This window comes from Mycobacterium sp. H4Y (assembly GCF_000364405.1).
GTDB lineage: Bacteria > Actinomycetota > Actinomycetes > Mycobacteriales > Mycobacteriaceae > Mycobacterium > Mycobacterium intracellulare.
In genome coordinates, this window is the sequence record NZ_AKIG01000001.1 from 2,980,662 (window position 1) to 3,005,585 (window position 24,924).

Genomic DNA, 24,924 nt, shown 5'->3' on the forward strand with positions numbered 1-24,924 from the left:
GGAATTCCACGCTCGCGCTAGTCGGGGTCGGGGTCGCCGCCGTCGGCGGCCTCTCCTCCAGAGCCGCCCCGGATCAACGCCAGCGTCCCGGCCAGCTCGTCGGGCTTGATCAGCACCTCGCGCGCCTTGGACCCCTCCGACGGCCCGACGATGCCGCGGGTCTCCATCAGGTCCATCAGCCGGCCGGCCTTGGCGAAGCCGACGCGCAGCTTGCGCTGCAGCATCGAGGTGGAGCCGAACTGGCTGGACACCACCAGCTCGACGGCCTGCAGGAACACGTCCATGTCGTCGCCGATGTCCGGGTCGACGTCGGTGCGTTCCCCGGTGGGCTTGGCGGCGGTGACGCCCTCGGTGTACTCGGGTTCGGCCTGGTCCTTGCAGGCGGTGACGACGGCCTGGATCTCCTCGTCGGTGATGAAGGCGCCCTGCAACCGGATCGGCTTGCCCGCGCCCATCGGCAGGAACAGGCCGTCGCCCATGCCGATCAGCTTCTCCGCTCCGGCCTGGTCCAGGATCACCCGGGAATCGGTGAGCGACGACGTGGCGAACGCCAGCCGTGACGGCACGTTGGTCTTGATCAGCCCGGTGACCACGTCCACCGACGGGCGCTGGGTGGCCAGCACCAGGTGAATGCCTGCGGCCCGGGCCTTTTGGGTGATCCGCACGATGGCGTCCTCGACGTCGCGGGGCGCGGTCATCATCAGGTCGGCCAGCTCGTCGACGATCGCGACCACGTACGGGTAGGGCCGGTATTCGCGCTGGCTGCCCAGCGGCGCGGTGATGGCGCCGGAGCGGACCTTCTCGTTGAAGTCGTCGATGTGGCGCACCCGCGACGCCTGCATGTCCTGGTAGCGCTGCTCCATCTCCTCGACCAGCCATGCCAGCGCCGCCGCCGCCTTCTTGGGCTGGGTGATGATCGGGGTGATCAGGTGCGGAATGCCCTCGTACGGCGTGAGTTCCACCATCTTCGGGTCGATCAGGATCATCCTGACCTCTTCCGGGGTGGCCCGGGCCAGCAGCGAGATCAGCATCGAGTTGACGAAGCTGGACTTACCGGATCCGGTGGAGCCGGCGACCAGCAGGTGCGGCATCTTGGCCAGGTTCGCCGAGATGAAGTCGCCCTCGATGTCCTTGCCCAGCCCGATCACCAGCGGGTGATGGTCGCGCCGCGTCGACGGCGCGGTGAGCACGTCGGCCAGCCGCACCATTTCGCGGTCGGTGTTGGGCACCTCGATACCGACGGCGGACTTGCCGGGGATGGGCGCCAGCATGCGCACGCTTTCGGTGGCCACCGCATACGCGATGTTCTTCTGCAGGGCGGTGATCTTCTCGACCTTCACGCCCGGGCCCAGCTCGACCTCGTAGCGGGTGACGGTCGGTCCGCGGGTGCAGCCGGTGACCGCCGCGTCGACCTTGAACTGGGTCAGCACCTCGGTGATGGCGTCGGCCATGACGGTGTTGGCGGCGCTGCGCTTCTTGGGCGGGTCCCCGGCCACCAGCAGGCTCAGCGACGGCAGCACGTAGGGGCCCTCGACGACCCGGTCCAGCTCAATGGTGTCCTGCTTGTCCGCCGACCGTCCGCGCTTGCGGCCCCGCGCCGCGCCGGGCTCTGAGCCGGGTTGCAACGCCGGTTCGGGAACCGTGGGGATGTCGTCCTGCAGCGCGGCCTGGGCGTCATCGTCCGGCGACCACGGCGCCGGCTCGCTCGAGGCGTCGTCGGGGTAATCGTCGGGTTCGGCGTCGTCGAACTCGTCGGCGTAGTCGTAGGGCTCGTCGTCGTAGTCCTCGTCGACGAACCGCGTGTGGAACAGGTTGCGCATCACCACGGGCACCTCGCGGATCGTGGTGCCCGTCAACAGCAACAGCCCGAACATGAAGCCGATGAACAGCAGCGGCGCCGCGATCCACGGGGTGAGCCCGTCCGCGAGCGGCCCGCCGATGGCGAAGCCGATGAATCCCGCCGCGCGCCGGCGCGCCTCCGGGTCGCCCGGCGAGCCCGACCACAGGTGACGCAGGCCGAGCACCGACAGGGTGATCAGGCTGGCGCCCAGGATCAGCCGGGGCCGCACCTCGGGGTCGGGCTCCGTCCGCATCAGGGTCACCCCCACCGCGGCGGTGACGACGGGCAGTGCCAGCACGCCGGCGCCGATGAAGGTCCGCACCAGGGTGTCGATCCACGCCCCGACCGGCCCGGCGGCGTGGAACCACGAGCTCGCGGCGACCACCACGGAAAAGCCCAGCAACAGCAGCGCGATGCCGTCGCGGCGGTGGCCGGGGTCGATGTCGCGGGCCCGCCCGATCGACCGGGCCGCGCCGCCGGTCCCCCGCGCGGCCATCAACCAGGTGGCGCGCAGGGCGCGACCACAGGTCAGCCCGATTCCGACCAGCGGTGAGCGATTCCGGCGGCGGGCGGGCTTGCTGGGCTTCCTGCGGGGCGCCGCTGGTCGCGCGCCGCGGGATCCGCCCGCGCGCGAAGGGGCCTTTGACCTGCTCGTTCGGCTTGCGGAGCGGGCGGCGGTCTTACTGGGCATGACGGCAAGGGTAGTCGCAACGGCATCATCTACACCACCCGCCACACTGGTAACCGCCCGGCTTGTGCGGCATGTGGCGGGTCGGCTCCCCGGCCGCGTGAGTAGGGTGACATTTCGGTGAGCGAAGTCGTGCTCGTCACCCGTCCCGGAGCGCCCAGGAGGCCATCAATGCCCGTTGTCGTCGTCGCCACCATGACCGTCAAACCGGAATCGGTCGACACCGTTCGCGACATCCTCACCCGCGCGGTCGAAGAGGTGCACGACGAGCCGGGCTGTCAGCTGTACTCGCTGCATCACTCGGGCGAGACCTTCGTCTTCATCGAGCAGTGGGCCGACGAGGAGGCGCTCAAGGCGCACAGCACCGCCCCGGCGATCGGCAAGATGTTCAGCGCGGCCGGCGAACACCTCGACGGCGCCCCCGACATCAAGATGTTGCAGACGATCTCGGCGGGCGACCCGGCCAAAGGACAGTTGCGCCCCTGATGGCCCCGTCGTCGGAAGGCCCGCTCAAAGGCAAGGTCGCGTTCATCACCGGCGCGGCGCGCGGCCAGGGGCGCGCACACGCCGTGCGACTGGCTGCCGACGGCGCCGACATCATCGCCGTCGATCTGTGCGACCAGATCGCCAGCGTCCCCTACTCGCTGGCCACGCCGGAGGACCTGGCGGCCACCGTGAAGCTCGTGGAGGACACCGGCGCGCGCATCGTGGCCTCCCGTGGCGACGTCCGCGACCGCGAATCCCTGTCGGCGGCACTGCAAGCGGGGCTCGACGTGTTCGGCCGCCTCGACATCGTGGTGGCCAACGCGGGGATCGCCCCCATGCAGTCCGGTGACGACGGCTGGCACGACGTCATCGACGTCAACCTCACCGGCGTGTACCACACGATCAAGGCCGCGATACCCACGATGGTCAAGCAGGGCACCGGCGGATCGATCGTGCTGATCAGCTCGAGCGCCGGGCTGGCCGGCGTCGGCAGCCCGGACGCCGGTTCGGTGGGCTACGCCGCCGCCAAGCACGGGGTCGTCGGGTTGATGCGGGTTTACGCGAATCTGCTTGCCGGGCAGATGATCCGGGTCAACTCCATTCATCCGTCCGGTGTCGAGACACCGATGATCAACAACGAGTTCACCCGCGAGTGGCTGGCCAAGATGGCCGCCGCGACCGACACACCCGGCGCCATGGGCAACGCCATGCCGGTGGAGGTGCTGGACGTCGAGGACGTCGCCAACGCGGTGGCCTGGCTGGTGTCGGATCAGGCCCGCTACATCACGGGGGTCACGTTGCCGGTCGACGCGGGCTTCCTGAACAAGTAGCGGCCATGGCTCGAAATCCGGTAGCGCAGACGGCGTTCGGCCCCATGGTGTTGGCCGCCGTCGAGCAGAACGAGCCGCCCGGGCGCCGCCTGGTGGACGACGATTTCGCCGAGCTGTTCTTGCCCACCCCGCTGCGGTGGCTGGTCGGCGCGACGCGGTTCGCGCCGGTTCGTCGCCTGATGATCCGCGGCTCGGAGTTCACCGGCCCCGGATTGTGGGCGAATCTGGCCTGCCGCAAGCGTTTTATCGCCGACAAGCTCACCGAGTCGCTCGACGACATCGACGCCGTCGTCATTCTGGGGGCGGGGCTGGACACCCGCGCCTATCTGCTGACGCGTCGGGTTCGCATCCCGGTGTTCGAGGTCGACCTGCCGGTCAACATCGCCCGCAAATTCAAGACGGTCCGCCGGGTGCTGGGTGAGCCGCCGCTGTCGGTTCGGCTGGTGGCGCTGAACCTCGAGCACGACGACCTGCTCACCGCGCTGGCCGAGCACGGTTATCGCACCGATTACCGGGTCTTCTTCATCTGCGAGGGCGTCACCCAATACCTGACCGAGGCCACCGTTCGCCGCACGCTGGAGGGGCTGCGCGCGGCCGCACCCGGCAGCCGTTTGGTGTTCACCTACGTCCGTAGGGATTTCATCGACGGCACGAATCGGTATGGCACCCGCACGCTGTACCGCAACGTGCGCCAGCGCCGGCAGCTGTGGCATTTCGGCCTGCAACCCCACGACGCCGCCGCGTTCGTCGGCGAGTACGGGTGGCGGCTGGTGGAGCAGGCCGGGCCCGACGAGCTCGCCGAGCGCTACGTCGCACCGACGGGTCGCAAACTCAAGGCGTCGCAACTGGAGTGGTCGGCCTACGCGGAGAAGACCTAGATCTGGGTGGGCGTCGCTCGCGACACTTAAACCATTACGACGACACGCCGGTCAGCACCGCACTGGTTTATGTTTCGCGGATCAGGGGTCGAGACGATCGCCGCTAGACCTCGATGACGGTCGGCACGATCATCGGCTGGCGACGGTAGGTTTCGCCGACCCACTTGCCGACGGTGCGCCGCACACCCTGGGCGATGCGGCTCGGGTCGGTGATGTTCTCGGCCGCCAGCGCTTCCAGCTCCGCCTCGACCCTGCGCACGGCGGGCTCGAGCGCCTTGGGGTCCTCGGAGAAGCCGCGCGAATGCAGGTGCGGTGGGACCACGGGGCGTCCGGTGCCGCGGGCGACCACGACGGTCACCGCCACGAAACCCGATGAGAGGATGAGCCTTTCGCCCAGCGTGATGTCGCCGACGTCGCCGTTGATCAGGCCGTCGACGAACATCTTGCCGACGGGCACCGCCCCGGCGATCGCGGCCTTGCCCGCGACCAGGTCGACGCTGACCCCGTTCTCGGCGAGCAGGATCGACTCCTCCGGCACGCCGGTGCGGGCCGCCAGCTTGGAGTTGGCGCGCAGCATCCGCCACGTCCCGTGCACGGGCATGACGTGGCGCGGCCGGATCCCGTTGTACAGGAACAACAGTTCGCCGGCGTAGGCGTGGCCCGAAACGTGGACGCGCGCTTGGGCGTTGGTGACGACGCGGGCCCCGATCTTGGCGAGCTCGTCGATGACGCCGTAGACGGCCTCCTCGTTGCCGGGGATCAGCGACGACGCCAGCACCACGAGGTCACCCGCGGTCAGCGTGATGCTGCGGTGCTCGCCGCGCGACATCCGCGACAACGCCGACATCGGTTCGCCCTGGGTGCCGGTGGTGATCAGCACGACCCGCTCGGGCGGCATCATCTCGGCGGCGCCGATGTCGATCACGTCGGAATCCGCCACCCGCAGGAAGCCGAGCTCCCGGGCGATGCCCATGTTGCGCACCATGGAGCGGCCGACGAATGACACCCGTCGGCCCAATGCCACTGCGGCGTCGATGATTTGCTGGACCCGGTCCACGTTGGAGGCGAAGCACGCCACGATGACGCGGCCCTCGGCGCCGCGGATAAGGCGGTGCAGCGTCGGACCGACCTCACTTTCCGACGGCCCGACGCCGGGGTGCTCGGCGTTGGTCGAATCGCACAGGAAAAGGTCCACCCCGGCGTCACCGAGGCGGGACATGCCGGGCAGGTCGGTCGGCCGGCCGTCCAGCGGAAGCTGGTCGAGTTTGATGTCGCCGGTGTGCAGAACCGTTCCCGCGCCGGTGTGCACGGCGATCGCCAGCGCGTCGGGGATGGAGTGGTTGACGGCGAAGTATTGGCATTCGAACACGCCGTGGGTGCTCTTCTGGCCCTCGGCCACCTCGACGAACACCGGCTTGAGGCGGTGCTCGCGGCACTTCGCGGCGACCAGCGCGAGCGTGAATCTCGAACCGACGACCGGGATGTCGGGTCGCAGCTTGAGCAAAAACGGAATGCCGCCGATGTGGTCCTCGTGGGCGTGGGTGAGCACCAGCGCCTCGATGTCGTCGAGCCGGTCTTCGATGTGGCGCAGGTCCGGGAGGATCAGGTCGACCCCGGGCTCGTCGTGGGTGGGGAACATCACCCCGCAGTCGATGATCAACAGCCGGCCCAGGTGTTCGAAAACCGTCATGTTGCGGCCGATTTCGCTGATGCCGCCCAGCGCGGTGACCCGCAACCCTCCAGTGGCCAATGGGCCTGGCGGGGCGAGGTCTACATCCACTTCTCGGACGCTCCTTGGGTCACCTGAGCACCGACGCCGCGCGCATATCGGCGGCCAAGGCGTCGATTTGCTCTGGCGTAGCGGGCATTTGGGGCAGCCGGGGATCGCCGACATCGATGCCCTGCAGGCGCAGGCCGGCCTTGGACAACGTCACCCCGCCCAGGCGGGCCATCGCGTCGCACAGCGGGGCGACGGTGGAGTTGATCTTGCGGGCGGTGGCGATATCCCCGGAGTTGAAGGCGGACAACATTTCCCGAAGTTGATTGGCCGCCACGTGGGAGATCACGCTGATGAAGCCGGTGGCGCCCATGGCCAGCCACGGCAGGTTCAGCGCGTCGTCGCCGGAGTAGTAGGCCAGCCCGGTCTCGGCGATGATCTGGCCGCCGCTGTGCAGGTCGGCCTTGGCGTCCTTGATCCCGACGATGTTCGGGTGCGCCGCGAGCGCGCGGATGGTCTCGGGCTGGATCGGGATCACCGAGCGGGGCGGGATGTCGTAGAGCACCACCGGCAATGCGGTCGCGTCGGCGACGGTGGTGAAATGCGCGATCAGCCCGCTCTGGGGCGGCTTCGAGTAGTACGGCGTGACCACCAGCAGCCCGTGCGCGCCTTCGGCCGCGCAGGCCTTGGCCAGCCGGACGCTGTGCGCGGTGTCGTAGGTGCCCGCGCCGGCGATGACGCGGGCCCGGTCGCCCACCGCCTCCAGCACGACGCGCAGCAGCTCCCGCTTCTCGTCGTCGGTGGTGGTCGGCGACTCGCCCGTGGTGCCGGAGACCACCAGCCCGTCACAACCCGCGTCGATCAGGTGGTTGGCCAGGTGGGCGGCGGTGGCGGTGTCGAGGGAGCCGTCCGGGCGAAACGGTGTGACCATCGCGGTCAGCACGGTTCCCAACCGCGCTGGGGCGTCGAATCCGGCCGTGCTCACGGTGTTCAGGTTACCTGGCGCCGGCAAGGGGTTTGCACCCGCGAGCGTGCGTGTTGGTACGCCGACACGCCGATACGGCCGGGCATCTGCGCACGCGCGCGGAAAAGGCCGCGGGCTCGGGCAAACGGGCGCCGGGTCAGGCTTCGGTCGCCAACGGGCTGGTCGCGACCTCGGTCCCGTCGGCCAGGGCGGAGATCTCGAAGTCGGCGAACACCGCCGGCGCCGCGCCCGCCAGTTGACGCAGGCATTCGATGGCCAGCCGCCGGATCTCTACGTCGGCGTGCTCGCTGGCGCGCATGGCGATGAAGTGGCGCCACGCCCGGTAGTTGCCGGTGACGACGATGCGGGTTTCGGTGGCGTTGGGCAGCACCGCGCGGGCGGCCTGGCGCGCCTGCTTGCGCCGCAGGACGGCGTTGGGCTGGTCGGCGAACTTCGCCTCCAGCTTGGCCAGCAGCTCGGTGTAGGTGGCGCGGCTGGCGTCGGCGGCCGCGGCCAGGATCTGCCGCAGTTCGGGGTCGTCTTCCATGCCGGGCGGCACGACGACGTGCGAGTCCGTCTCGGGGACGTAGCGCTGCGACAGCTGCGAGTAGGAGAAGTGCCGGTGCCGGATCAGCTCGTGGGTGCACGAGCGCGACAGGCCGGTGATGTAGAACGACACGCTCGCGTGCTCGAGCACCGAAAGGTGTCCGACGTCGATGATGTGCTTGATGTAGCCCGCGTTGGTCGCGGTCTTGGGGTTGGGTTTCGACCAGCTCTGGTAGCAGGCCCGGCCGGCGAACTCGACCAGCGCGGGGCCGCCGTCGGCGTCGGTGCTCCACGGCACGTCCGGGGGCGCCAAGAACTCGGTCTTGGCGATCAGTTGCACGCGCAGCGGCGCGATCTCGGCCACGGCGCTCACCTTAAGGCGTGCCGGGCGGATCGGTGTCGCAGGCCGCACATCAGCTGATCGCCCGCAGGTCGGCGGCCAGGTCTCCCCGCCCGGAGACGCTGAACCCGCCCAGGCCCAGCCAGGACGCCATGGACCGAAGCTCGCCGGCCAGCGCGGCGGCCACGCGGGCTTTGGGGGCGTCGGGCTCGGCGAATGTGCCGACGACACGCAGCGTGTCGGCGGGCCGGTCGGCCTTGAGGTCGACCCGCGCCACCAACCGCCCGTCCATCAGCAGCGGCCACACGTAATAGCCGTACTGCCGTTTGGCGGCCGGCGTGTAAATCTCTATGCGGTAATGGAATTCGAAGAGCCGCTCGACCCGGGGCCGGAAGAAGATCAGCGGGTCGAACGGGCACAGCAGCGCGGTGCCGCGGTCGGCGCGCGGCACCGTCCGGCCCGCACGCAGGTAGGCGGGGGCGGACCAGCCGTCGACGTCGACCCGCTCGATGTCACCGGCGGCCAGCAACTGGGCGATCGCGGGCTTGACCTGCGCGGCGGACAGCCGGAAATAGTCGCGGATGTCGGCCTCGGTGCCCACGCCCAGCGCGGTGGCCGCCCGCAGGGTCAGTTCGCGGAGCGCCTCGTCGTCGTCGACCTCGCGGGCCAGCACCGCGACCGGCAGCACCCGTTCCACCAGGTCGTAATGGCGGGCGAAGCCCACCCGGGTGGCCGTGGTGAGCACCCCGGCCGAAAACAGCGCCTCGGCCACCCATTTGGTGTCGCTGCGGCTGCCCCACCAGCTCCCGCGTGGCCCGCGCGGCCCGGCGGCCAGATGCTCCTCGATCTGGCCGGCCGTGCTGGGCCCGAGCTCGGCGACGGCGGCGACCACCTTCTCGGCCAGCCGCGGATTGGCCTTGACGATGTGGGTCCCCCACCGGCCGTGGCGGTACTGGCGCATCCGCCAGCGCAGCAGCGGCCAGTCCTCGACGGCCATCAGCGCGGCCTCGTGCGCCCAGTACTCGGCCAGCAGCCGCGACGAACGCGGGCCCCAGGCCGCGCGGTCGAGCACGTCACGGTCGTAGGGGCCGAGCCGGCTGAACACCGGGGCGTAATGGGCGCGCACCGCCACCGAGACCGAATCCAGTTGCAGCACTTGGATTCTGGACATCAGCCGTTTCAGGTGCGCCCGGGTGATCTGCCCGCCGGGCCGAGGCTCGGTAAATCCTTGGGCCGCAACGGCTATCCGCCGGGCTTGAGCGGCGGATAGCCTGCGGGTCGACACGGCGCCGAGAATACCCCGCCGTCGGGGCCCGTCGGCGCGGGCTGGCGGGAGCTCAGCTCGCGCGGACCTTGCCGTCCACCGGAGCCAGGGCGCCGTCCTCGGACGGGTTCTTCTGTTCTTGGTAGGCCGCCTCGAGTGCGGCCGGAACGCCGTCGAGGTCGCGGTAGACGCCCATCAGCTGCTCGAGGATCTCGATCCGCTGCGCGGTCGCCTCATCGACCGCGCGCCGTGCCTTGTCACGGTAGTGATCGGCCCCCTGCTTGGCGTCACCGAGGAGCCGCTCGCACTCCCGCTCGGCGTTTCGCCGCGCCTCGTCGATCGCCGCCTGGGTTTCGGCGCGCATCTCGGCCAGTTCGGCGTCGAGCTTTTCCTTGGTCTGTTCGTACTCGGCTTCCAGCGCCTTTTGCTGGGCGGCCATGTCGGCGAGCACTTCGTCGCGCTTGCGTTCGGCGGCTTCGGCCTCGGCCTCGGCCGCCGCGATCAGCGCGTCCGCCTCGGCGCGCGCCTCGGCCTGCATCTCGGCGACCTCGTCGACCGCGCGCTGCAGCATTTTCGCCATCCGCTTCTGCATCGCGTGCGGAGAGGGTGACGTGTCGGTGAGGGCGGCGACCTCCTTGCGCAGCGCGGCGGTTTGCTCGCCGGATTCCTGCAGCCGGGCCCGCAGGCTTTCGACATCGTCAAGCAGCAGCTGCTGCTTGGTGGTCAACATTTCGATGTGGGCATCGACGGCGGACGCGTCGTAGCCCATGAACTTTCGCGAGAACGTCTTCACGGGTTCGGTTATCACTGCCAATTCCCCCTTCTCACCAAACTCCTGGTAGACCCTGCGACCGACCCCGAGTCCGAGTATGTCAGGTCGGGGCCGGGCGCGAGCGGCTGCGCAGGCTCAGCGACGGTAGCTGTGGAAGCGGTACCGCAGCCCGGAGCGGCTGGCCTGCCACTCCCCCGTCTCGCCCACCCAGGTGTCGTCCAGGGCGGGCGCCAGCGCGTCGTCGTCGTCGCGGCGCAAGTCGAGCTCGATCTCGGTGACCTCGCACCGGGTGGCGTACGGCAACGCGGCCAGATACACCTGCCCGCCGCCGATCACCCAGACCGCGGGCTCCCCCTCGGCCCGGGCGAAGGCCGCGTCCAGTGAGCCGACCACCTGCGCCCCGTCGGCGGCGAAGCCGTCCTCGCGGGACAGCACGACGTTGCGCCGGCCGGGTAGCGGCCGCACCTTGGCCGGCAACGAGTCCCAGGTCCGCCGGCCCATCACCACGGTGTGCCCGATCGTCACCTCTTTGAACCGGGCGAGGTCTTCCGGCACGTTCCAGGGGATGCCGCCACCGCGCCCGATGACGCCGGAGGTCGACTGGGCCCACACCAGGCCCACAGCCGTGGTTGAGCGCCGCTCCTCCTCATCGCTTCGCTCTGCATCGTCGCCGGCGCGGGCGGTAGAGCGCGTCATACCGCGACGGGGGCTTTGATGGCCGGGTGCGGATCGTAGTTGCGCACGACGACGTCGTCGTAGGTGTAGTCGAAGATCGAATCACGTTTGCCCAGAACGAGTTCCGGGTAGGGCCGCGGCTCGCGGCTCAGTTGCAGCCGCACCTGCTCGACGTGGTTGTCGTAGATGTGGCAGTCCCCGCCCGTCCACACGAACTCGCCGACCGACAGGCCGGACTGGGCGGCCATCATGTGCGTCAGTAGCGCGTAGCTGGCGATGTTGAATGGCACGCCGAGGAACAGGTCGGCGCTGCGCTGGTAGAGCTGGCAGCTCAGCCGGCCGTCGGCCACGTAGAACTGGAAGAAGGCGTGACACGGCGGCAGCGCCATCTGGGGGATCTCGCCGACGTTCCAGGCGGACACGATGATGCGCCGCGAGTTGGGGTCGGTGCGCAGCAAATCCAGGGCGGCGCTGATCTGGTCGATGTGCTCGCCCGACGGCGTCGGCCAGGACCGCCACTGTACGCCGTAGATCGGCCCGAGATCGCCTGTGTCACTTGCCCATTCGTCCCAGATGGTCACCCCGTGCTCGCGCAGCCAGCCGACGTTGGAATCGCCGCGCAGGAACCACAGCAACTCATACACCACCGACTTGAGGTGCACCTTTTTGGTGGTGAGCAGCGGAAAGCCGGCCGACAGGTCGTAGCGCAGCTGCCGGCCGAACAGGCTTCGGGTCCCGGTGCCGGTGCGATCGGATTTGGCCGTTCCCTCGTCGAGCACCAGTCGAAGCAGGTCCTCGTAGGGCGTCGGGATTGGCACGCGGTCAGCTTAGCGGCGATCGCAAGCGCGGCGAAGCCGGGCGCGGCGGGTCGACGCCGATGTTTGGGCGTCTAGGCAACCGGAGTAGAACGGGTGCCATGCCGAATATCACCGACGTCGTCACCACCCCCGATGGCACCTGCCCGGTGCACCTGTTCACGCCCGACGGTCCGGAATCCCAAGTCCCGTGGCCCGGCGTGGTCATGTATCCCGACGCCGGCGGCGTGCGGGGCACGTTCGAGGAGATGGCCGCCAGGCTGGCCGGATTCGGCTATGCCGTGCTGCTCCCGGACGTCTACTACCGCACCGCCGACTGGGCGCCCTTCGACATGGCGACCGTCTTCAACGACCAGTCAGAACGGGGCCGCCTGTTTTCGATGATCGGCAGCGTCACCCCGGACCGGATGGCCGCCGACGCCACCGCGTTCTTCGACTACCTGGCCGCGCGCCCCGAGGTGTCCGGCGAGCGCTTCGGCGTGTGCGGCTATTGCATGGGCGGGCGGACGTCGCTGATCGTCGCCGGCCGGGTGCCCGACCGGGTGGCCGCGGCGGCGTCGTTCCACGGGGGCGGCCTGGTGACCGACACCGACGACAGCCCGCACCTGCTGGCCGACCGGATGAGCGCGACGGTGTACGTGGGCGGCGCCCAGAACGACGCGTCGTTCACCGCCGATCACGCCGAACAGCTCGACAAGGCGCTGACGGCGGCCGGCGTCGAGCACACCATCGAGTGGTATTCGGCGGGCCACGGGTTCGCCGTCCCGGACAACGCGCCGTATGACCCCGCGGCCGCCGAGCGGCACTGGGACGCGATGACGGAGGTGTTCGCCGCGGCGTTCCCGCGCTGACGGTTGCGCGGGGCCGTCAGGTCGGCGGCAGGTTCACCAACTCGGCCAGCCGGGCGCGGTGCCGGTAGCCGGTGCCGAACGCCAGCTGGTCGCTCTTGGCCCGCTTGAGGTAGAGGTGCGCGGGATACTCCCAGGTCATCCCGATGCCGCCGTGCAGTTGGATGCATTCCTCGGCGGCGTGCACGGCGATATCGCTGCAGTAGGCCTGGGCGATGGCGGCCGCCGCGGCCGCGTCGTCGTCGGCCCGGGCGCAGGTGTCGGCCGCGTAGCGGGCCGCGGCCGCGGCGGCGCCGACGTCGAACCACAGGTCGGCCAGCCGGTGCTTGATCGCCTGGTAGGAGCCGATCGTGCGGCCGAACTGCCGGCGCTGCCGGGCGTAGTCCAGCGTGGTGTCGAAACACCATTGGGCGACTCCGAGTTGCTCGGACGCGAGCAGGGCCGCCCCGGTGAGGACGGCATCGGCCACCGGCCCGTCGCCCGCGCCGACCTTCGAGGAGGGCGCGCCCGAAAACGTCACGGCGGCAAGGGGTCTGGTCATGTCCAGCGCGAGCAGCGGCGACACCTGCACGCCCGCCGCGGCGCGGTCGACGGTGTGCAGCTCGAGCCCGTCCGGACCGGTGACGGGCACCACCAGCACGTCGGCCTCGCCGGCGCCGGCCACGGCGGTGACCGATCCGCTGAGTCCGCCGGGTCCGCCGCTGACCCCGGTGACCGGGTCGCCCGGCGCGGTGGTCAGCGGCACCACCAACGCCGCCGTCAGCTCGCCCTGGGCCAGCGCCGAGACGGTCCGGGTGTCCCCGGCGCGCAGCAGTGCCACCGTGGCGAGGACCGCGCTGGACAAGAACGGCACCGGCGCAACGGCCCGGCCGATCTCCTCCATGACCACCGCAGCCTCGCGGGCGCTTGCGCCGGCCCCGCCGAGCGACTCGGGAACGAGCAGGCCGGCCACGCCCAATTCGGTGGCCAGCGTCCGCCACACGCCCGAGAAGTCTTGGGGTTGGGCGTCATACACGCCGGCCACCGATTCGGGCGGGCAACGCTCGGCGAAGAGCTGACGGACGCCGGCCCGCAGCGCCTCTTCGGTGTCCGAATAGAGCAGGTCCCCGGTCAGCACGGCAAGGGGGCTCATCGGGGCAGGTCCTTCCACGCGGCGTCCTTGTCGACGCGGTGTTCACCCGGCAGGCCGAGGATCCGCTCGGAGATGGTGTTGCGCAGGATTTCCGACGTGCCGCCCTCGATTGAGTTGCCGCGCGCCCGCAGGTAGCGGTAGCCGGGCCCGCGGCCGACCAGGTCGACCGTCTCGGGCCGGCGCATGGTCCAGTCGTCGTAATACAGGCCGGATTCGCCGTGCAGCTCGATCTCGAAGCCCGAAATCGCTTGCGCCAGCTTGGCGAACGCCACCTTCATGCCGGCCCCCTCGGGCCCCGGCTGACCGGTGGCGGCCTGCTGCCGCAGCCGTTCACCGGCGAGCCGGAAGACCTCCGCCTCCACCCACAACCGCATCAGCTGATCGTGCATGGCGGGGTCGCGCAGGGCCGGCTCGGCGCGCCAGGCGTCGGCGACCTTGCCGATGTGGCCGCCCTCGCGCGGCGCGCCGGCGCGGGAACCGATGGCGACCCGTTCGTTGTTCAGCGTGGTGGTCGCGACCCGCCAGCCCCCACCCTCCGGGCCCAGCCGGTTCGCGTCGGGCACCCGGACGTCGGTGAGGAAGACCTCATTGAACTCGGCCTCGCCGGTGATCTGGCGCAGCGGCCGGATCTCGACGCCGGGCTGCGTCATGTCGCAGAGAAAGTAGGTCAGGCCGGCGTGTTTGGGCACGGCCGGATCGGTGCGGGCGACCAGGATGGCCATGTGCGCGTGCTGCGCCTGCGACGTCCACACCTTCTGCCCGTTGACAATCCACTCGTCGCCGTCGCGGACCGCGCGGGTCGACACCCCGGCGAGGTCGGATCCGGCACCCGGCTCGCTGAACAGCTGGCAGTAGATCTGCTCACCGGTGAACAACGGGCGCAAGAACTTTCGCTTCTGTTCGTCGGTGCCGAACGCCGCGATGGTCGGCGCGGCCATGCCCATGCCGATGTAGTTCTTGGGGGTGCCGCCCACCGGCGCCCCGGCGGCGGCCAGCCGGGCGTCGACGCGCTCCTGAGCGGTGCGCGGCAGATCCAGCCCGCCGAAGCCCCGCGGCAGGTGCACCCAGGCCAGTCCCGCATCGTATTGCGCGCCAAGGAATTCCCGCGCGTCGCCGTCCTTCGGATCGTGCTCGTCGAGCAGTGCCTGCACCCGCGCGTCCAGCTCGGCCGCGTCGAAGGCGTTCATTGACCGCCGCCGGGGGCGGACCGGAATCCCTGCGCGGCGCCCAGCAGCAGACCGCCGTCGATGACCATGGTTTCGCCGGTGATCCAGCTCGCCGCGTCGGAGACCAGGAAGGCGACCGCCGCGGCCACGTCGATCGGTTCGCCGATGCGCCCGAGCGCGATCGACGACGCCAGCGGATCCTCGTGGTCCTTCCACAGCGCCTCGGCCAGCCGGGTGCGCACCACCCCGGGGCAGATCGCGTTGACCCGCACGCGCGGCGAAAGTTCCAGCGCCAGTTGCTTGGTGACGTGGATCAGCGCCGCCTTGGTGGCGTTGTACATGCCCATCGCCGGCGACTGGTGCATGCCGCCGATGGAGGCCGTGTTGACGATCGATCCGCCGTGCTCACCCATCCACGACTTGACGGCGAGCGAGGTCCACAGCAGCGGAGCCCACAGGTTGACGTCGAAGATCTTGGTGAAACGGGCATGATCCTGGTCGATCAGCGCGCCGTACGCGGGGTTGGTCCCGGCGTTGTTGACCAGGATGTCGAGGGTGCCGAAGCGCTCGAGGGTCATGTCCACGCAGCGCCGGGCGGCCTCCTCGTCGACCGCGTGCGCCCCGACGCCGACGGCCCGCTCGCCGACCTGCGCGGCGGCCTCGTCGGCCGCCTCCTGCTTGCGCGCGGTCAGCACCACGTTGGCGCCCGCTGCCGCGAGCTGTTGAGCGATCGACAGGCCAATTCCACGTGACGCGCCGGTGATGATTGCGGTACGGCCGGTCAGATCTTGTGAGGTCATGTCGTTGGCCTTCCGTCGTTTGCCACCGAATCTTATTCGCGATGTTTTGGACATGTGTTGAGGTGGTATGCCACGCGCATGCTATCGAAATTGACACTCATGAAACCGCTGGTTGTCGCCGGGGCTGTGGCTGCGGCTATCGCTGCCGCGCCCGCGGCCGTTGCTGACGTTTCCGTAGCCGGACCAGCGCCGACCCACATCACCTTCAAGCAGGATCCGGGCGGTGGCGGCTGCGACGCCAACGGGAACTGCGGCTCGGGAGGCCAGTTCGAGGGTCCCGGCGGCGGACCCGGTGGTCAGGGCTGCGTCCCGGGTGTGGGCTGCGGCTCCGGCGGCCAGTTCGCCGGCCCCGGCGGAGTGCCCGGCGGCACCGGCTGCCTGCCCGGCGTCGGCTGCGGCTCCGGCCACGGATAATCGCTCAAACCCGGTCAGCCTCCCGAGAGCCTGGTGATCCAGGCCCGGGAGGCTGACGGGTCTATCACGTCGTCCAGCTCGAACGTGGTGGCCGCCCGCAACGCTTTGCCGTGCTCGTAGGCGGCGGCCACGAGGCGATCGAAGAGACTCTGCCGTTCGGCGGGATCGTCGACCGCGGCCAGCTCCTTGCTGTAGCCAAGGCGCACAGCGCCTTCCAATCCCATGCCGCCGATCTCGCCGGTCGGCCAGGCGATGGTGAACTGGGGCGCGCGGAAGGAGCCGCCGGCCATCGCCATCGCGCCGAGCCCGTATGCCTTGCGCAAGATGATCATGCCCAGCGGCACCGTCAGCCGCGCGCCGAGTACGAACATGCGGCCGAAGCGGCGCACCGCCGCCTGGGTCTCCGCGTCAGGACCCACCATGAAGCCGGGGGTATCGCACAGCGAAATCACCGGCAGCCCAAACGATTCGCACAGGGCCAGGAAGTCGCCCGCCTTGTCGGCCGCCTCGGCATCGATCGCGCCGCCTAGGTGGTGGGTGCTGTTGGCGATCAGCCCGTACGGCACCCCTTCGACGCGCACCAGCGCGGTGACGATGCCCACGCCGTAGTCTGCCCGCAGCTGAAGGACCGATCCGACGTCGACGATCGACTCGATCGCCCGGTGCACGTCGTAGGCGCGTAACCGGTTCTGCGGCACCACATGCCGGGCCAGCCGGGGGTCGGGCGCTTCCCACTCACCCAGGCTGCCCTGAAAGTAGGACAGGTACTGCTTGGCCAGCGCCACGGCGTGCGCCTCGTCCCGGGCGACCAGGCCGACCACGCCGTTGCGGCGCTGCACACCGATCGGCCCGATCGCCTCCGGCGGGTACACGCCCAGCCCGCCGCCCTCGATCATCGCCGGCCCGCCCATCCCGATGTTGGCGTCCGGCGTGGCGATGATCACGTCGCAGACCCCGGCCAGGGCGGCGTTGCCGGCAAAGCATCGGCCGGACACGATCGACACCAGCGGCACCTCGCCGCGCAGCCCGGCCAGCATCCGGAAGGTCGGCACGTCCAGCCCGGCAGCGCCGCCGACGTCGGTGTCGCCCGGTCGCCCCCCGCCGCCCTCGGCGAACAGCACCACGGGCAGCCGCTTGCGCGCGGCCAGGTCGAAGGCGCGATCGGTTTTGGCGTGGTTACGCATGCCCTGCGTGCCGGCCAGCACGGTGTAGTCGTAGGACACCACGACGGCCTCGGCGGCGGCCCGCCCGAACCGCTCCGCGCCGATGGTCGCCAGGCCGGCCACCAGGCCGTCGGCCGGGGTGTTGGCGATCAGGTCCTCTTCGGAACGGCGGCTGCGCTGCGCCGCGATGGCCAACGCGCCGTATTCGACGAAGCTGCCGGGATCGACCAGATCGGCGATGTTCTCCCGCGCGGTGCGGCGGCCCTGCTGGTGCCGCTTGGCGACGGCCGCCGCACGGCCCTCGTCCAGGGTGAGCGCGTGGCGCCGCGTCACCTCGTCGAGGTCGGCGCGCGGCCGGTCGAGATCGGTTGCGGCCCTTGCGGATTCTCCGCGGTCCCCCGCGTCCGTGCGGGTGAAGATCAGCAGCGGGTCGCCGGTGCCGACGACCTGCCCGGGCGTCACCAGAGTCCGGACGGTCCGCAGCGCGTCCGGCGCGACGAGCACGTGCTGCATCTTCATCGCCTCCAGGACGACCAGTTGGCTTCCGGCGGCGTACTGCGCCCCCTCGGGCGCCACCTCGACCACGGTGCCGGCCAGCTGCGCGCGCAGCGCGTCCTCGTCGGGATAGAGCTCGACCTCCGCCGGCGGCGGTTCTTGCTCGTGTGATTGCGCGGCGCGGGCCAGCTCGCGAAGTTTCTGGTCGACGAAATCGGTGCTCACCCAACCGGATTCGACGCGGTCCGCGCGCAGCAGCTCGCGGAGGAATCCGATGTTTGTGTGGATGCCCTCGATGCCGAACTCGGACAGGGCGGTGCCGGCTTTGCGTAGCGCCGCCGGCCACGACGTCCCCCGCACATGGACGATGACCTTGGCCAGCAGCGAGTCGTACTGGGGGCTCACGACCAGCCCGGGCCGGCCATAGGTGTCGACCCGCACGCCCGGCCCGCTGGGCGGGGTGAACGCCGTGAGCGTGCCCGCCGACGCCAGCACGGAGAAGTCGGGCCCGAACGTCTCCGCGTTGACCCTGAGCTGAATCGCGATGCCGCGCTGGGCGGCCGGCTCGCCGATGACTTCGAGCCCGTCGGACGCGATGCCGGCCGGCAACCCCAGCCCGTAGAAGGACGCGCCGCCGGCGATCGCCAGCTGGACGGCCACCAGGTCGAGTCCGGTGGTTTCCTCGGTGACGGTGTGCTCCACCTGGATTCGCGGGTTGACTTCGAGGAAGACGAAATCCTCGCCGGTGACCAGGAATTCGACCGTGGCCAGCCCCCGCAGGCCCACGCGCGCGCACAGCCGCACCGCCGCCTGATGCAGCGCCCGGCGCAGCTCATCCGAAAGCCCTTGGGCGGGGGCTATTTCGACCAGCTTCTGGTAGCGGCGCTGGATGCTGCAGTCGCGATCCCCGACCGCCAGCGCGTGCGTCTGGTGGCCGGCCGGCGCGGCGACGACCTGCACCTCGATGTGGCGGGCGTCGTCGAGCAGCGCCTCGGCGTACAGCGCCGGTTCGCCGAAACCCAGCTGCGCCTCGGCCGCACAGCGCTGGTAGGCGTCGTCGATCTGATTGGCGCGGTGCACCTTGCGCATTCCCCGTCCGCCGCCGCCGGCGAGGGCCTTGAGCATGATGCCGCCCTGCTGCGCCGCGAAGAACGCCTTGACGTCCCCGACGCTGCTCGCCCCGTCGGTCGCGGGCAGCACCGGCACCCCGGCGGCCAGCGCGGCGCCGCGGGCCGCGGTCTTGTGGCCGAGCAACCCGAGCACCCCGGGGTCGGGGCCGACGAACGTGAGGCCGCCGGCCGCGCACGCGTCGGCGAATTCGGCGTTCTCGCTGAGGAATCCGTATCCGGGGTGGATGAGGTCCGCGCCGGAGCTCTTCGCCCCCGCCAACACGGCGGACTGGTCCAGGTAGGCCCGCGGGCCGCTGCCGGGCAACCCGATCGCCTCGTCGGCCGCGTGCACGTGCGGGCTCTGCGCGTCGTCGCCGGCGTAGACGGCGATCGTCCGCATGCCCAGTTCGGTTGCGGTGCGGATGATTCGCAGTGCGATCTCGCCGCGGTTGGCGACCAACAGGCTCGCGCTCATCGCAGCGGCTCCCCCCACCGCACCTGTTCGCGGAGCCTGGCCTTGAGCAGCTTGCCGCCGGCGTTGCGCGGCAGCGCGGTATCGACCACCGTGACGTATTGCGGCACTTTGAAATCGGCGAGCCGGCCGCGGCAGTGCTCCAGCACGGCCGGCACGTCGATGTCGTCGTCACCGCCGAACAGCACGGCCCCCACCTTCTCCCCCATGACGTCGTCGGCGACCCCGAGCACGCAGGCGTCCGCGACGTGGGGCGCCCCCAGCAGCACGGCCTCGACCTCGACGCTGGAGACGTTCTCGCCCCCGCGGTTGATGATGTCCTTGAGCCGGTCGATGAGGTGCACCCTGCCCGCGTCGTCGACGCGCACCACGTCGCCGGTGTGCAGCCAGCCGTCGGTGAAGGTGGCTGCGTTCGCCTCCGGCCGATTCCAGTAGCCGCCGGTCACATTGGCTCCGCGGATGACCAACTCCCCCACACCCGGCTCGTCCTCGTCGAACGGGATCACGCCGAGATCCACCGAGGGCACGGCATATCCCACCGAATCGGCGTGCTCGACGGCGTCGTGATGGGGCAGCACCGTCGCCAGCGACGCGGTCTCGGTCATGCCGTACCCATTGAACACCGTGGCTTGCGGAAAGGCATTTTGAACCGCGCGCACCAACGACGGGGCGATCGGCGCGCCGCCGTAGCCCACCCAGCGCACACCGGAAACGTCTGTGCCGGCAAAGGCCTTGTGCCGCAACAACAGCGCGTAGACCGCCGGGACGGTCACCATCAGCGAGATGCGCTCGGTGGTCAGCACGGTGATCAACTCGTCAAGGTTGAGGGTAGGCATGATCACCGAGGTGCCCCCGAGCCGCATCGCGACCAAAAGCTGGGTATTGCAGCCGGTCACATGGAACAGCGGCACCGAGATGAGGGTGCGCAAGCGCTCACCGACGTCCCGTGCGAACCCCGAACACCGCAGCGAATTCTCGGTGTTGGTCAGGAACGCCTCGTGCGTGGTCGGCACCCCTTTGGGGTGGCCGGTGGTGCCCGACGTGTAGAACAGGGCGGCCACGTCGGCGCGGCCGAGGTGCTCGCTGACGTACGGCGGCCCGTCGGGCAGCGGGGAATCCGGCGCCAGATCGAGCCCCGCACCCGAGTCGGACAGGACGAAGTCGACCTCCGGTTGAGCGGAGCGCGTATTGACCGCCACCGCAATGCCGCCGGCCATCACGACGCCCCAGAACGCGAGCACCCAGTCGATCCCCGCGGGGTACCGCACCGCGACCCGGTCGCCCGGCTTGATGCCTTCCGCGCGCAGCCCACCGGCCACCCGCGCGGAGCGGTCCCAGAGCTGTCGGTACGTCAGCCGGCCGCCGCCCAGCTCGACCACCGCCTCGCTGCCCGGACGTGTGTCGACGTGTTCGGCGAGCATGTCCAGCAGGGTGGCGGGCAGCTCGTCGTAGCGCGGGACGCCGTCGCGGCCGCGGGACACGCCGACCGTCGGGAACGGGTTGTGGTCGCGCGCGATTTCGATCACTGGAGGCATACCCGGTCCTTAACTATCCGGTGTCCTATCGTGATAGCGGTGACGAACGATTCCGCCATCATGCCCGAGGCGTTTTTCACTGTAGACGGCGACTCCTATGTTCCGGGCGCGATGACGCAAGGGCCGTGGGGCGCGGCCATGGGCGGCCAGATCGTGGGCGGCCTGTTGGGTTGGGGCATAGAGCAATCCGGCGTCGATCCGGACCTGCAGCCCGCCCGGTTCACGGTCGACCTGTTGCGCCCGGCGCTGATGTCGCCGGTGCAGATCCGGACATCGGTCCTGCGGGAGGGTCGGCGCATCAAGCTGGTCGACGGCGAGCTGGTGCAGAACGGCACGGTCGTGGCGCGGGCCAGCGCGCTGTTTTTGCGTCGCGGCGATCATCCGGACGGCCGGGTGTGGTCCTTCCCGGTCGAGATGCCGCCGCTGCCGACATCCTCCGACGGCTTCTCGTCGGGAATGCCGTTCCTCATCTGGGGGTATGGGGCCACCCGCGACGGCAGCCCGGGCATCGCCGCCGGCGAGTGGGAGCAGTCCGACTCGCAGAAGTTCGCGTGGGCCAGGATCTTTCGGCCGATGGTGCAGGGCCACCCGCTGACCCCGTTCACCCGCCTGGCGTTCGTCGGTGACATCACGAGTTCGCTCACCCATTGGGGCACCGGCGGATTGCGCTATATCAACGCCGACTACACCGTCACCGCGAGCAGGTTGCCCGACGGCGAATTCCTCGGGCTCGCCGCCCAGAGCCATTACGGCACGGCCGGGGTCGCCACCGGGGCGGCCACCCTGTTCGACCGGCACGGCCCGCTCGGCACCAGCTCGGCGCTGGCCCTGGCCCAACCGGCCGACGCGTTCAAGCCGACCTACGCGTAATCCATCAACTGGGCGGCGACCGTCGCTCCGAGTTCCCAGCACGCCTGCAGCTGCTCCTTGCCGGGCTTGCCCGAAACCACCACCGTCTCAGCGGCTTTGGACCAACCCAGCCCGGTCGTGATGGTGTCGACCGCGCGCTCGGCGCCTTCGGTGCCCTCGTTGCCGTGCAGGTACAGCCCGAACGGTCGCCCGCGGGTGGAGTCGAGCAGCTGGTAGTAGGAGCAGTCGAACGCGTGCTTGAGGGCGCCCGAGATGTAGCCGAGATTGGCCGGGGTGCCCAGCAGGTAGCCGTCGGCGGCCAGCATCTCGGCCGGCGACACCGTCAGCGCCGGGCGGCGCAGCACCTCCACGCCCTCGATCTCGGGGTCGGTCGCGCCGGAGACGACCGCCTCGAACATCTCGTGCGTGTGCGGCGACGGCGTGTGGTGCACGATCAGCAGCGTCTTACTCATGGTCGCCCTGCAGGTTCAGGGCCGTCTTCATGGCTTCGCGGGCGCGGCGTCGATCCCCGGCGTAGTCGTAGGCGCGGGCCAGCCGGTACCAGCGCCGCCAGTCGTCGGGATGGTCTTCCACTTCGGTGCGCACCGTGGCGAACAGCGCGTCGGCCGCGTCGCGCTGGATGCGGCCCGACGGCCGGCGCGGCAGGTCGCTGGTGTCCAGTTCCATTCCGTCGGCGGCGATCAGGCGCGCGAGCCGGTGATGCGCGAACCCCGCGCGCAGGGTCGCGACCATCGCCCACAGGCCGATGACGGGCATGACCAACACCGCCAGCCCGAGGCCGACGGCGGCGGCCCGCCCGGAGGCGATCATGGCGACGGCCACCCGCCCCAGCAGCGCGAAGTACACCAACAGCGCGACGCACATGAAGGCGACGAGCAGTTGGGTGCGCAGCGCTTTGGTCATTGCAGGTTGAGCAGGGGCTCCAGGCCCACCGTCAGTCCGGGGTGTTCGGTGATGCGCCGCACCGCCAGCAGCACGCCCGGCACGAACGATGTCCGGTCGAGGCTGTCGTGGCGGATGCTCAGCGTCTCCCCCTCCGTGCCGAACAGGATCTCCTGGTGCGCGACCAGCCCGGCCAGGCGCACCGAGTGCACCGGGATCCCGTCCACGTCGGCGCCCCGCGCGCCCGGCAGGCTGGTGCTCGTGGCGTCGGGGTTGGGCGGCAAGCCTTTTCGTGACTCGGCGATCAGTTTGGCGGTGCGCGTGGCGGTGCCCGACGGTGCGTCGGCCTTGTGCGGGTGATGCAGCTCGATCACCTCGGCCGAGTCGAAGAAGGGCGCCGCCTGCCTGGCGAAGTGCATCGACAGCACCGCCCCGATGGCGAAGTTCGGCGCGATCAGCACCGAGGTTTTCGGGTTCTCGGCGAGCCAGGCCCGCACCTGCTGGAGACGCTCGGCGGTGAAGCCGGTGGTGCCGACGACGGCGTGAATCCCGTTGCCGATGAGGAACTCCAGGTTGCCCATCACCACGTCGGGGTGGGTGAAGTCGATGACGGCCTCGGTGCCGCCGTCGGTCAGCAGGCTCAGCGGGTCACCGGCATCCACCTCGGCGGACAGCGTCAGATCCTCGGCGGCCTGCACGGCGGCCACCATCGTCGATCCGACTTTTCCCTTGGCTCCCAGCACTCCCACTCGCATGGTCTTCACCCTAGACCGGGCCACGTTGTCCACAGTTCGCCGTCTATCCACAGATGCCGCATGGTGCGTTTCGCCGGGCCGGTGGCCGCCGATAAAATTCGAACATGCATTCGATCGAAGTGCCGCCTGAGGTGTCCGCCGCCCTGGACGCGCTCGACGCCGCCGCCGCGGCGATCCGCGGGCTGAACTTCGACCGGTTGGACCCCGCCGTGCGGCTGCGCGCGCTCGAGCGGATGGAGGCCTCGCGCCGGCGCCAGATCGCGGTGAGCCACGACGTGATCGCCGGCCTGGCGAGGGAGGATCCCGCCGCCCTCGGCGGCCCGGTGCACAAGGTGATCGCCGACTGGCTGCGGATCGGCTGCGGCGAGGCGAGCCGGCGGCTGCACGACGCAACCCGGCTGTCGCCGCGGCTGACCCTCACCGGCCAGGAGTTGCCGCCCGAGCTCCCCGCGACCGCGGTGGCGTGGCGCGACGGCCTGCTCGACGGCCAGCACCTGCGGGTGATTCAGTCGTTTGTCCGCGACCTTCCGGCGTCCACACCCGTGGCCAAGGTCGAAACCGCCGAGCGATTCCTGGCGAATGAGGCCGCGAAGGTACGGCCCGATCAGCTGCAGAAGCTTGCGCACCGCTACGCGCTGTCGATCAATCCCGACGGCAAATTCTCCGACGCCGACCGCGCGCGTCAGCGCGGCTTCACCTGGTGCGGTCAGAGCCCCGACGGGATGAGCGTCGGAAAACTGGTCGCATCCCCGGAGCTGCGCGCCAATCTCGATGCGTGGATGTCCCACTTCGCGGCGCCCGGAATGTGCAACCCGGACGATGAAACACCTTGCGTTGCAGGCGAACCCGATGACGAGCGCGTGCGGCGAGACCTGCGCAGCCATGCCCAGCGCCAGCACGACGCGCTCAACGCCCTGGTGCGCGGTCAGCTGGGCGATCCGAAACTCGGCCAGCACAACGGCTTGCCGGTGGCCGTGATCGTGGCGACCACGCTGCGGGAGTTGACGTCGGGCACCGGGCGGGCCGTGACCGGTGGCGGGACGCTGCTGCCGATGCGCGACGTGATCCGGATGGGCCGCCACGCGTACCACTATCTTGCCGTGTTCGACGAACACTCAAGCCGCCCATTGTATCTCGGCCGGTCGCGGCGCATCGCCTCACCGGACCAGCGCGTCGTCCTGTACGCGCAGGACCGCGGCTGCACCCACCCCGGCTGCGACGCGCCCGGCTATTGGTGCGAGGCGCATCACCTCAAAGAGTGGGCGGCCGGGGGCGCGACCGACGCCGATAACCTCACCTTCGCGTGCGGGCCGCACCACCGGCTGGTCGAAAAGGGCTGGCGGACACGGAAGAATGCCCGCGGGGACACCGAGTGGATCCCGCCGCCGCGGCTGGACCGCGGGGTCCGCACCAACGACTATCACCACCCCGAGCGCGGCATCGGCGACCGCGCCGGGCCGTGACCCGG

Annotated in this window: 23 protein-coding genes; 7 read left to right on the forward strand and 16 right to left on the reverse strand. The window is 70.3% G+C overall.

Features of this window, described 5'->3' with window-relative positions:
- Window positions 1–17 precede the first annotated feature (17 nt).
- Complete coding sequence (locus W7U_RS13085) at window positions 18–2,531, reverse strand: DNA translocase FtsK (RefSeq protein WP_193375007.1); 2,514 nt, start codon at window positions 2,529–2,531, stop codon at window positions 18–20.
- A 168-nt stretch (window positions 2,532–2,699) separates the two neighbouring features.
- Between W7U_RS13085 and W7U_RS13090 the strand changes: the two genes are divergently transcribed.
- From W7U_RS13090 to W7U_RS13100, 3 genes are read left to right on the forward strand one after another with little or no spacing between them, the layout of a single operon-like run.
- Entirely contained in the window at window positions 2,700–3,014 is a 315-nt protein-coding gene (locus W7U_RS13090; RefSeq protein ID WP_008258613.1) for a putative quinol monooxygenase, read from the forward strand.
- Complete coding sequence (locus W7U_RS13095; RefSeq protein WP_008258614.1) at window positions 3,014–3,844, forward strand: mycofactocin-coupled SDR family oxidoreductase; 831 nt, start codon at window positions 3,014–3,016, stop codon at window positions 3,842–3,844. The genes W7U_RS13090 and W7U_RS13095 overlap by 1 nt, the downstream gene beginning before the upstream one ends.
- Before the next feature lie 5 nt (window positions 3,845–3,849).
- On the forward strand, window positions 3,850–4,722 hold the full coding sequence (locus tag W7U_RS13100; RefSeq protein WP_008258615.1) for an SAM-dependent methyltransferase: 873 nt from the start codon (window positions 3,850–3,852) through the stop codon (window positions 4,720–4,722).
- Window positions 4,723–4,825: 103 nt separating this feature from the next.
- Here W7U_RS13100 and W7U_RS13105 read toward each other — a convergent pair whose 3' ends face one another.
- From W7U_RS13105 to W7U_RS13135, 7 genes are all read right to left on the reverse strand, one after another.
- Window positions 4,826–6,502, reverse strand: a complete 1,677-nt coding sequence (locus W7U_RS13105) for a ribonuclease J (RefSeq protein WP_008258616.1) — start codon at window positions 6,500–6,502, stop codon at window positions 4,826–4,828.
- A gap of 19 nt (window positions 6,503–6,521) precedes the next feature.
- A complete protein-coding gene (gene dapA / locus W7U_RS13110; RefSeq protein ID WP_008258617.1) occupies window positions 6,522–7,424 on the reverse strand; it encodes a 4-hydroxy-tetrahydrodipicolinate synthase in 903 nt (300 codons plus the stop codon).
- Window positions 7,425–7,560: 136 nt separating this feature from the next.
- A complete protein-coding gene (thyX, locus tag W7U_RS13115; RefSeq protein WP_008258618.1) occupies window positions 7,561–8,313 on the reverse strand; it encodes an FAD-dependent thymidylate synthase in 753 nt (250 codons plus the stop codon).
- Between the two features lie 49 nt (window positions 8,314–8,362).
- Window positions 8,363–9,574: a crosslink repair DNA glycosylase YcaQ family protein gene (locus W7U_RS13120; RefSeq protein WP_036429071.1), complete on the reverse strand. Its 1,212-nt coding sequence runs from the start codon at window positions 9,572–9,574 to the stop codon at window positions 8,363–8,365.
- 52 nt (window positions 9,575–9,626) lie between these two features.
- Complete coding sequence (locus tag W7U_RS13125) at window positions 9,627–10,361, reverse strand: cell division protein DivIVA (protein WP_008258620.1); 735 nt, start codon at window positions 10,359–10,361, stop codon at window positions 9,627–9,629.
- Between the two features lie 99 nt (window positions 10,362–10,460).
- Window positions 10,461–10,946 carry a dihydrofolate reductase gene (locus tag W7U_RS13130; RefSeq protein WP_008258621.1) on the reverse strand — a complete coding sequence of 162 codons (486 nt, stop codon included), beginning with the start codon at window positions 10,944–10,946 and terminating at the stop codon, window positions 10,461–10,463.
- A gap of 71 nt (window positions 10,947–11,017) precedes the next feature.
- Window positions 11,018–11,818: a thymidylate synthase gene (locus tag W7U_RS13135; RefSeq protein WP_008258622.1), complete on the reverse strand. Its 801-nt coding sequence runs from the start codon at window positions 11,816–11,818 to the stop codon at window positions 11,018–11,020.
- Window positions 11,819–11,916: 98 nt separating this feature from the next.
- Here W7U_RS13135 and W7U_RS13140 point away from each other — a divergent pair, with 98 nt between their 5' ends.
- A complete protein-coding gene (locus tag W7U_RS13140; protein ID WP_008258623.1) occupies window positions 11,917–12,666 on the forward strand; it encodes a dienelactone hydrolase family protein in 750 nt (249 codons plus the stop codon).
- A 16-nt stretch (window positions 12,667–12,682) separates the two neighbouring features.
- Here W7U_RS13140 and W7U_RS13145 read toward each other — a convergent pair whose 3' ends face one another.
- Genes W7U_RS13145 through W7U_RS13155 form a run of 3 tightly spaced genes read right to left on the reverse strand, consistent with a single transcriptional unit; the run spans window position 12,683 to window position 15,761 of the window.
- The gene (locus W7U_RS13145; RefSeq protein WP_014385401.1) at window positions 12,683–13,780 is read right to left on the reverse strand and encodes an acyl-CoA dehydrogenase family protein; all 1,098 of its coding nucleotides are present in this window, start codon (window positions 13,778–13,780) and stop codon (window positions 12,683–12,685) included.
- An 11-nt stretch (window positions 13,781–13,791) separates the two neighbouring features.
- Window positions 13,792–14,982, reverse strand: a complete 1,191-nt coding sequence (locus W7U_RS13150; RefSeq protein WP_008258625.1) for an acyl-CoA dehydrogenase family protein — start codon at window positions 14,980–14,982, stop codon at window positions 13,792–13,794.
- On the reverse strand, window positions 14,979–15,761 hold the full coding sequence (locus tag W7U_RS13155) for an SDR family oxidoreductase (protein ID WP_008258626.1): 783 nt from the start codon (window positions 15,759–15,761) through the stop codon (window positions 14,979–14,981). The genes W7U_RS13150 and W7U_RS13155 overlap by 4 nt, the downstream gene beginning before the upstream one ends.
- A 99-nt stretch (window positions 15,762–15,860) precedes the next feature.
- Here W7U_RS13155 and W7U_RS13160 point away from each other — a divergent pair, with 99 nt between their 5' ends.
- Entirely contained in the window at window positions 15,861–16,175 is a 315-nt protein-coding gene (locus tag W7U_RS13160; protein ID WP_008258627.1) for a hypothetical protein, read from the forward strand.
- Window positions 16,176–16,189: 14 nt separating this feature from the next.
- Here the strand turns inward: W7U_RS13160 and W7U_RS13165 are convergent, their stop codons facing one another.
- Together W7U_RS13165 and W7U_RS13170 are read right to left on the reverse strand one after the other, a co-directional pair.
- Window positions 16,190–19,417, reverse strand: coding sequence for a carboxyl transferase domain-containing protein (locus tag W7U_RS13165; protein WP_008258628.1), 3,228 nt, complete (start codon window positions 19,415–19,417; stop codon window positions 16,190–16,192).
- On the reverse strand, window positions 19,414–20,949 hold the full coding sequence (locus W7U_RS13170; protein ID WP_170320575.1) for an AMP-binding protein: 1,536 nt from the start codon (window positions 20,947–20,949) through the stop codon (window positions 19,414–19,416). The genes W7U_RS13165 and W7U_RS13170 overlap by 4 nt, the downstream gene beginning before the upstream one ends.
- A 60-nt stretch (window positions 20,950–21,009) precedes the next feature.
- On the opposite strand from W7U_RS13170, the gene W7U_RS13175 reads away from it, so the two are divergent.
- Entirely contained in the window at window positions 21,010–21,819 is an 810-nt protein-coding gene (locus W7U_RS13175) for a thioesterase family protein (RefSeq protein ID WP_036429303.1), read from the forward strand.
- Here W7U_RS13175 and W7U_RS13180 read toward each other — a convergent pair.
- Genes W7U_RS13180 through dapB form a run of 3 tightly spaced genes read right to left on the reverse strand, consistent with a single transcriptional unit; the run spans window position 21,810 to window position 23,456 of the window.
- Window positions 21,810–22,271, reverse strand: coding sequence for a flavodoxin family protein (locus W7U_RS13180; protein WP_008258632.1), 462 nt, complete (start codon window positions 22,269–22,271; stop codon window positions 21,810–21,812). The genes W7U_RS13175 and W7U_RS13180 overlap by 10 nt on opposite strands.
- A complete protein-coding gene (locus W7U_RS13185; RefSeq protein ID WP_008258634.1) occupies window positions 22,264–22,722 on the reverse strand; it encodes a hypothetical protein in 459 nt (152 codons plus the stop codon). Before W7U_RS13185 ends, W7U_RS13180 begins: the two co-directional genes overlap by 8 nt.
- Complete coding sequence (gene dapB / locus W7U_RS13190; protein WP_008258635.1) at window positions 22,719–23,456, reverse strand: 4-hydroxy-tetrahydrodipicolinate reductase; 738 nt, start codon at window positions 23,454–23,456, stop codon at window positions 22,719–22,721. Before dapB ends, W7U_RS13185 begins: the two co-directional genes overlap by 4 nt.
- A gap of 104 nt (window positions 23,457–23,560) precedes the next feature.
- Here dapB and W7U_RS13195 point away from each other — a divergent pair, with 104 nt between their 5' ends.
- Complete coding sequence (locus W7U_RS13195; RefSeq protein ID WP_008258637.1) at window positions 23,561–24,919, forward strand: HNH endonuclease signature motif containing protein; 1,359 nt, start codon at window positions 23,561–23,563, stop codon at window positions 24,917–24,919.
- Window positions 24,920–24,924 lie beyond the last annotated feature (5 nt).

What these genes read in the sequence shown, in the direction of transcription:
- W7U_RS13175 (WP_036429303.1), top strand. Translation starts at nt 21,010, where the DNA reads ATGCCCGAGGCGTTTTTCACTGTAGACGGCGACTCCTATGTTCCGGGC.
- W7U_RS13085 (WP_193375007.1), bottom strand. Translation starts at nt 2,531, where the DNA reads ATGCCCAGTAAGACCGCCGCCCGCTCCGCAAGCCGAACGAGCAGGTCA.
- W7U_RS13150 (WP_008258625.1), bottom strand. Translation starts at nt 14,982, where the DNA reads ATGAACGCCTTCGACGCGGCCGAGCTGGACGCGCGGGTGCAGGCACTG.
- W7U_RS13170 (WP_170320575.1), bottom strand. Translation starts at nt 20,949, where the DNA reads ATGCCTCCAGTGATCGAAATCGCGCGCGACCACAACCCGTTCCCGACG.
- W7U_RS13090 (WP_008258613.1), top strand. Translation starts at nt 2,700, where the DNA reads ATGCCCGTTGTCGTCGTCGCCACCATGACCGTCAAACCGGAATCGGTC.
- dapB (WP_008258635.1), bottom strand. Translation starts at nt 23,456, where the DNA reads ATGCGAGTGGGAGTGCTGGGAGCCAAGGGAAAAGTCGGATCGACGATG.
- W7U_RS13140 (WP_008258623.1), top strand. Translation starts at nt 11,917, where the DNA reads ATGCCGAATATCACCGACGTCGTCACCACCCCCGATGGCACCTGCCCG.
- W7U_RS13180 (WP_008258632.1), bottom strand. Translation starts at nt 22,271, where the DNA reads ATGAGTAAGACGCTGCTGATCGTGCACCACACGCCGTCGCCGCACACG.
- W7U_RS13100 (WP_008258615.1), top strand. Translation starts at nt 3,850, where the DNA reads ATGGCTCGAAATCCGGTAGCGCAGACGGCGTTCGGCCCCATGGTGTTG.
- W7U_RS13160 (WP_008258627.1), top strand. Translation starts at nt 15,861, where the DNA reads ATGAAACCGCTGGTTGTCGCCGGGGCTGTGGCTGCGGCTATCGCTGCC.
- W7U_RS13185 (WP_008258634.1), bottom strand. Translation starts at nt 22,722, where the DNA reads ATGACCAAAGCGCTGCGCACCCAACTGCTCGTCGCCTTCATGTGCGTC.
- W7U_RS13165 (WP_008258628.1), bottom strand. Translation starts at nt 19,417, where the DNA reads ATGAGCGCGAGCCTGTTGGTCGCCAACCGCGGCGAGATCGCACTGCGA.
- W7U_RS13095 (WP_008258614.1), top strand. Translation starts at nt 3,014, where the DNA reads ATGGCCCCGTCGTCGGAAGGCCCGCTCAAAGGCAAGGTCGCGTTCATC.
- W7U_RS13155 (WP_008258626.1), bottom strand. Translation starts at nt 15,761, where the DNA reads ATGACCTCACAAGATCTGACCGGCCGTACCGCAATCATCACCGGCGCG.
- W7U_RS13195 (WP_008258637.1), top strand. Translation starts at nt 23,561, where the DNA reads ATGCATTCGATCGAAGTGCCGCCTGAGGTGTCCGCCGCCCTGGACGCG.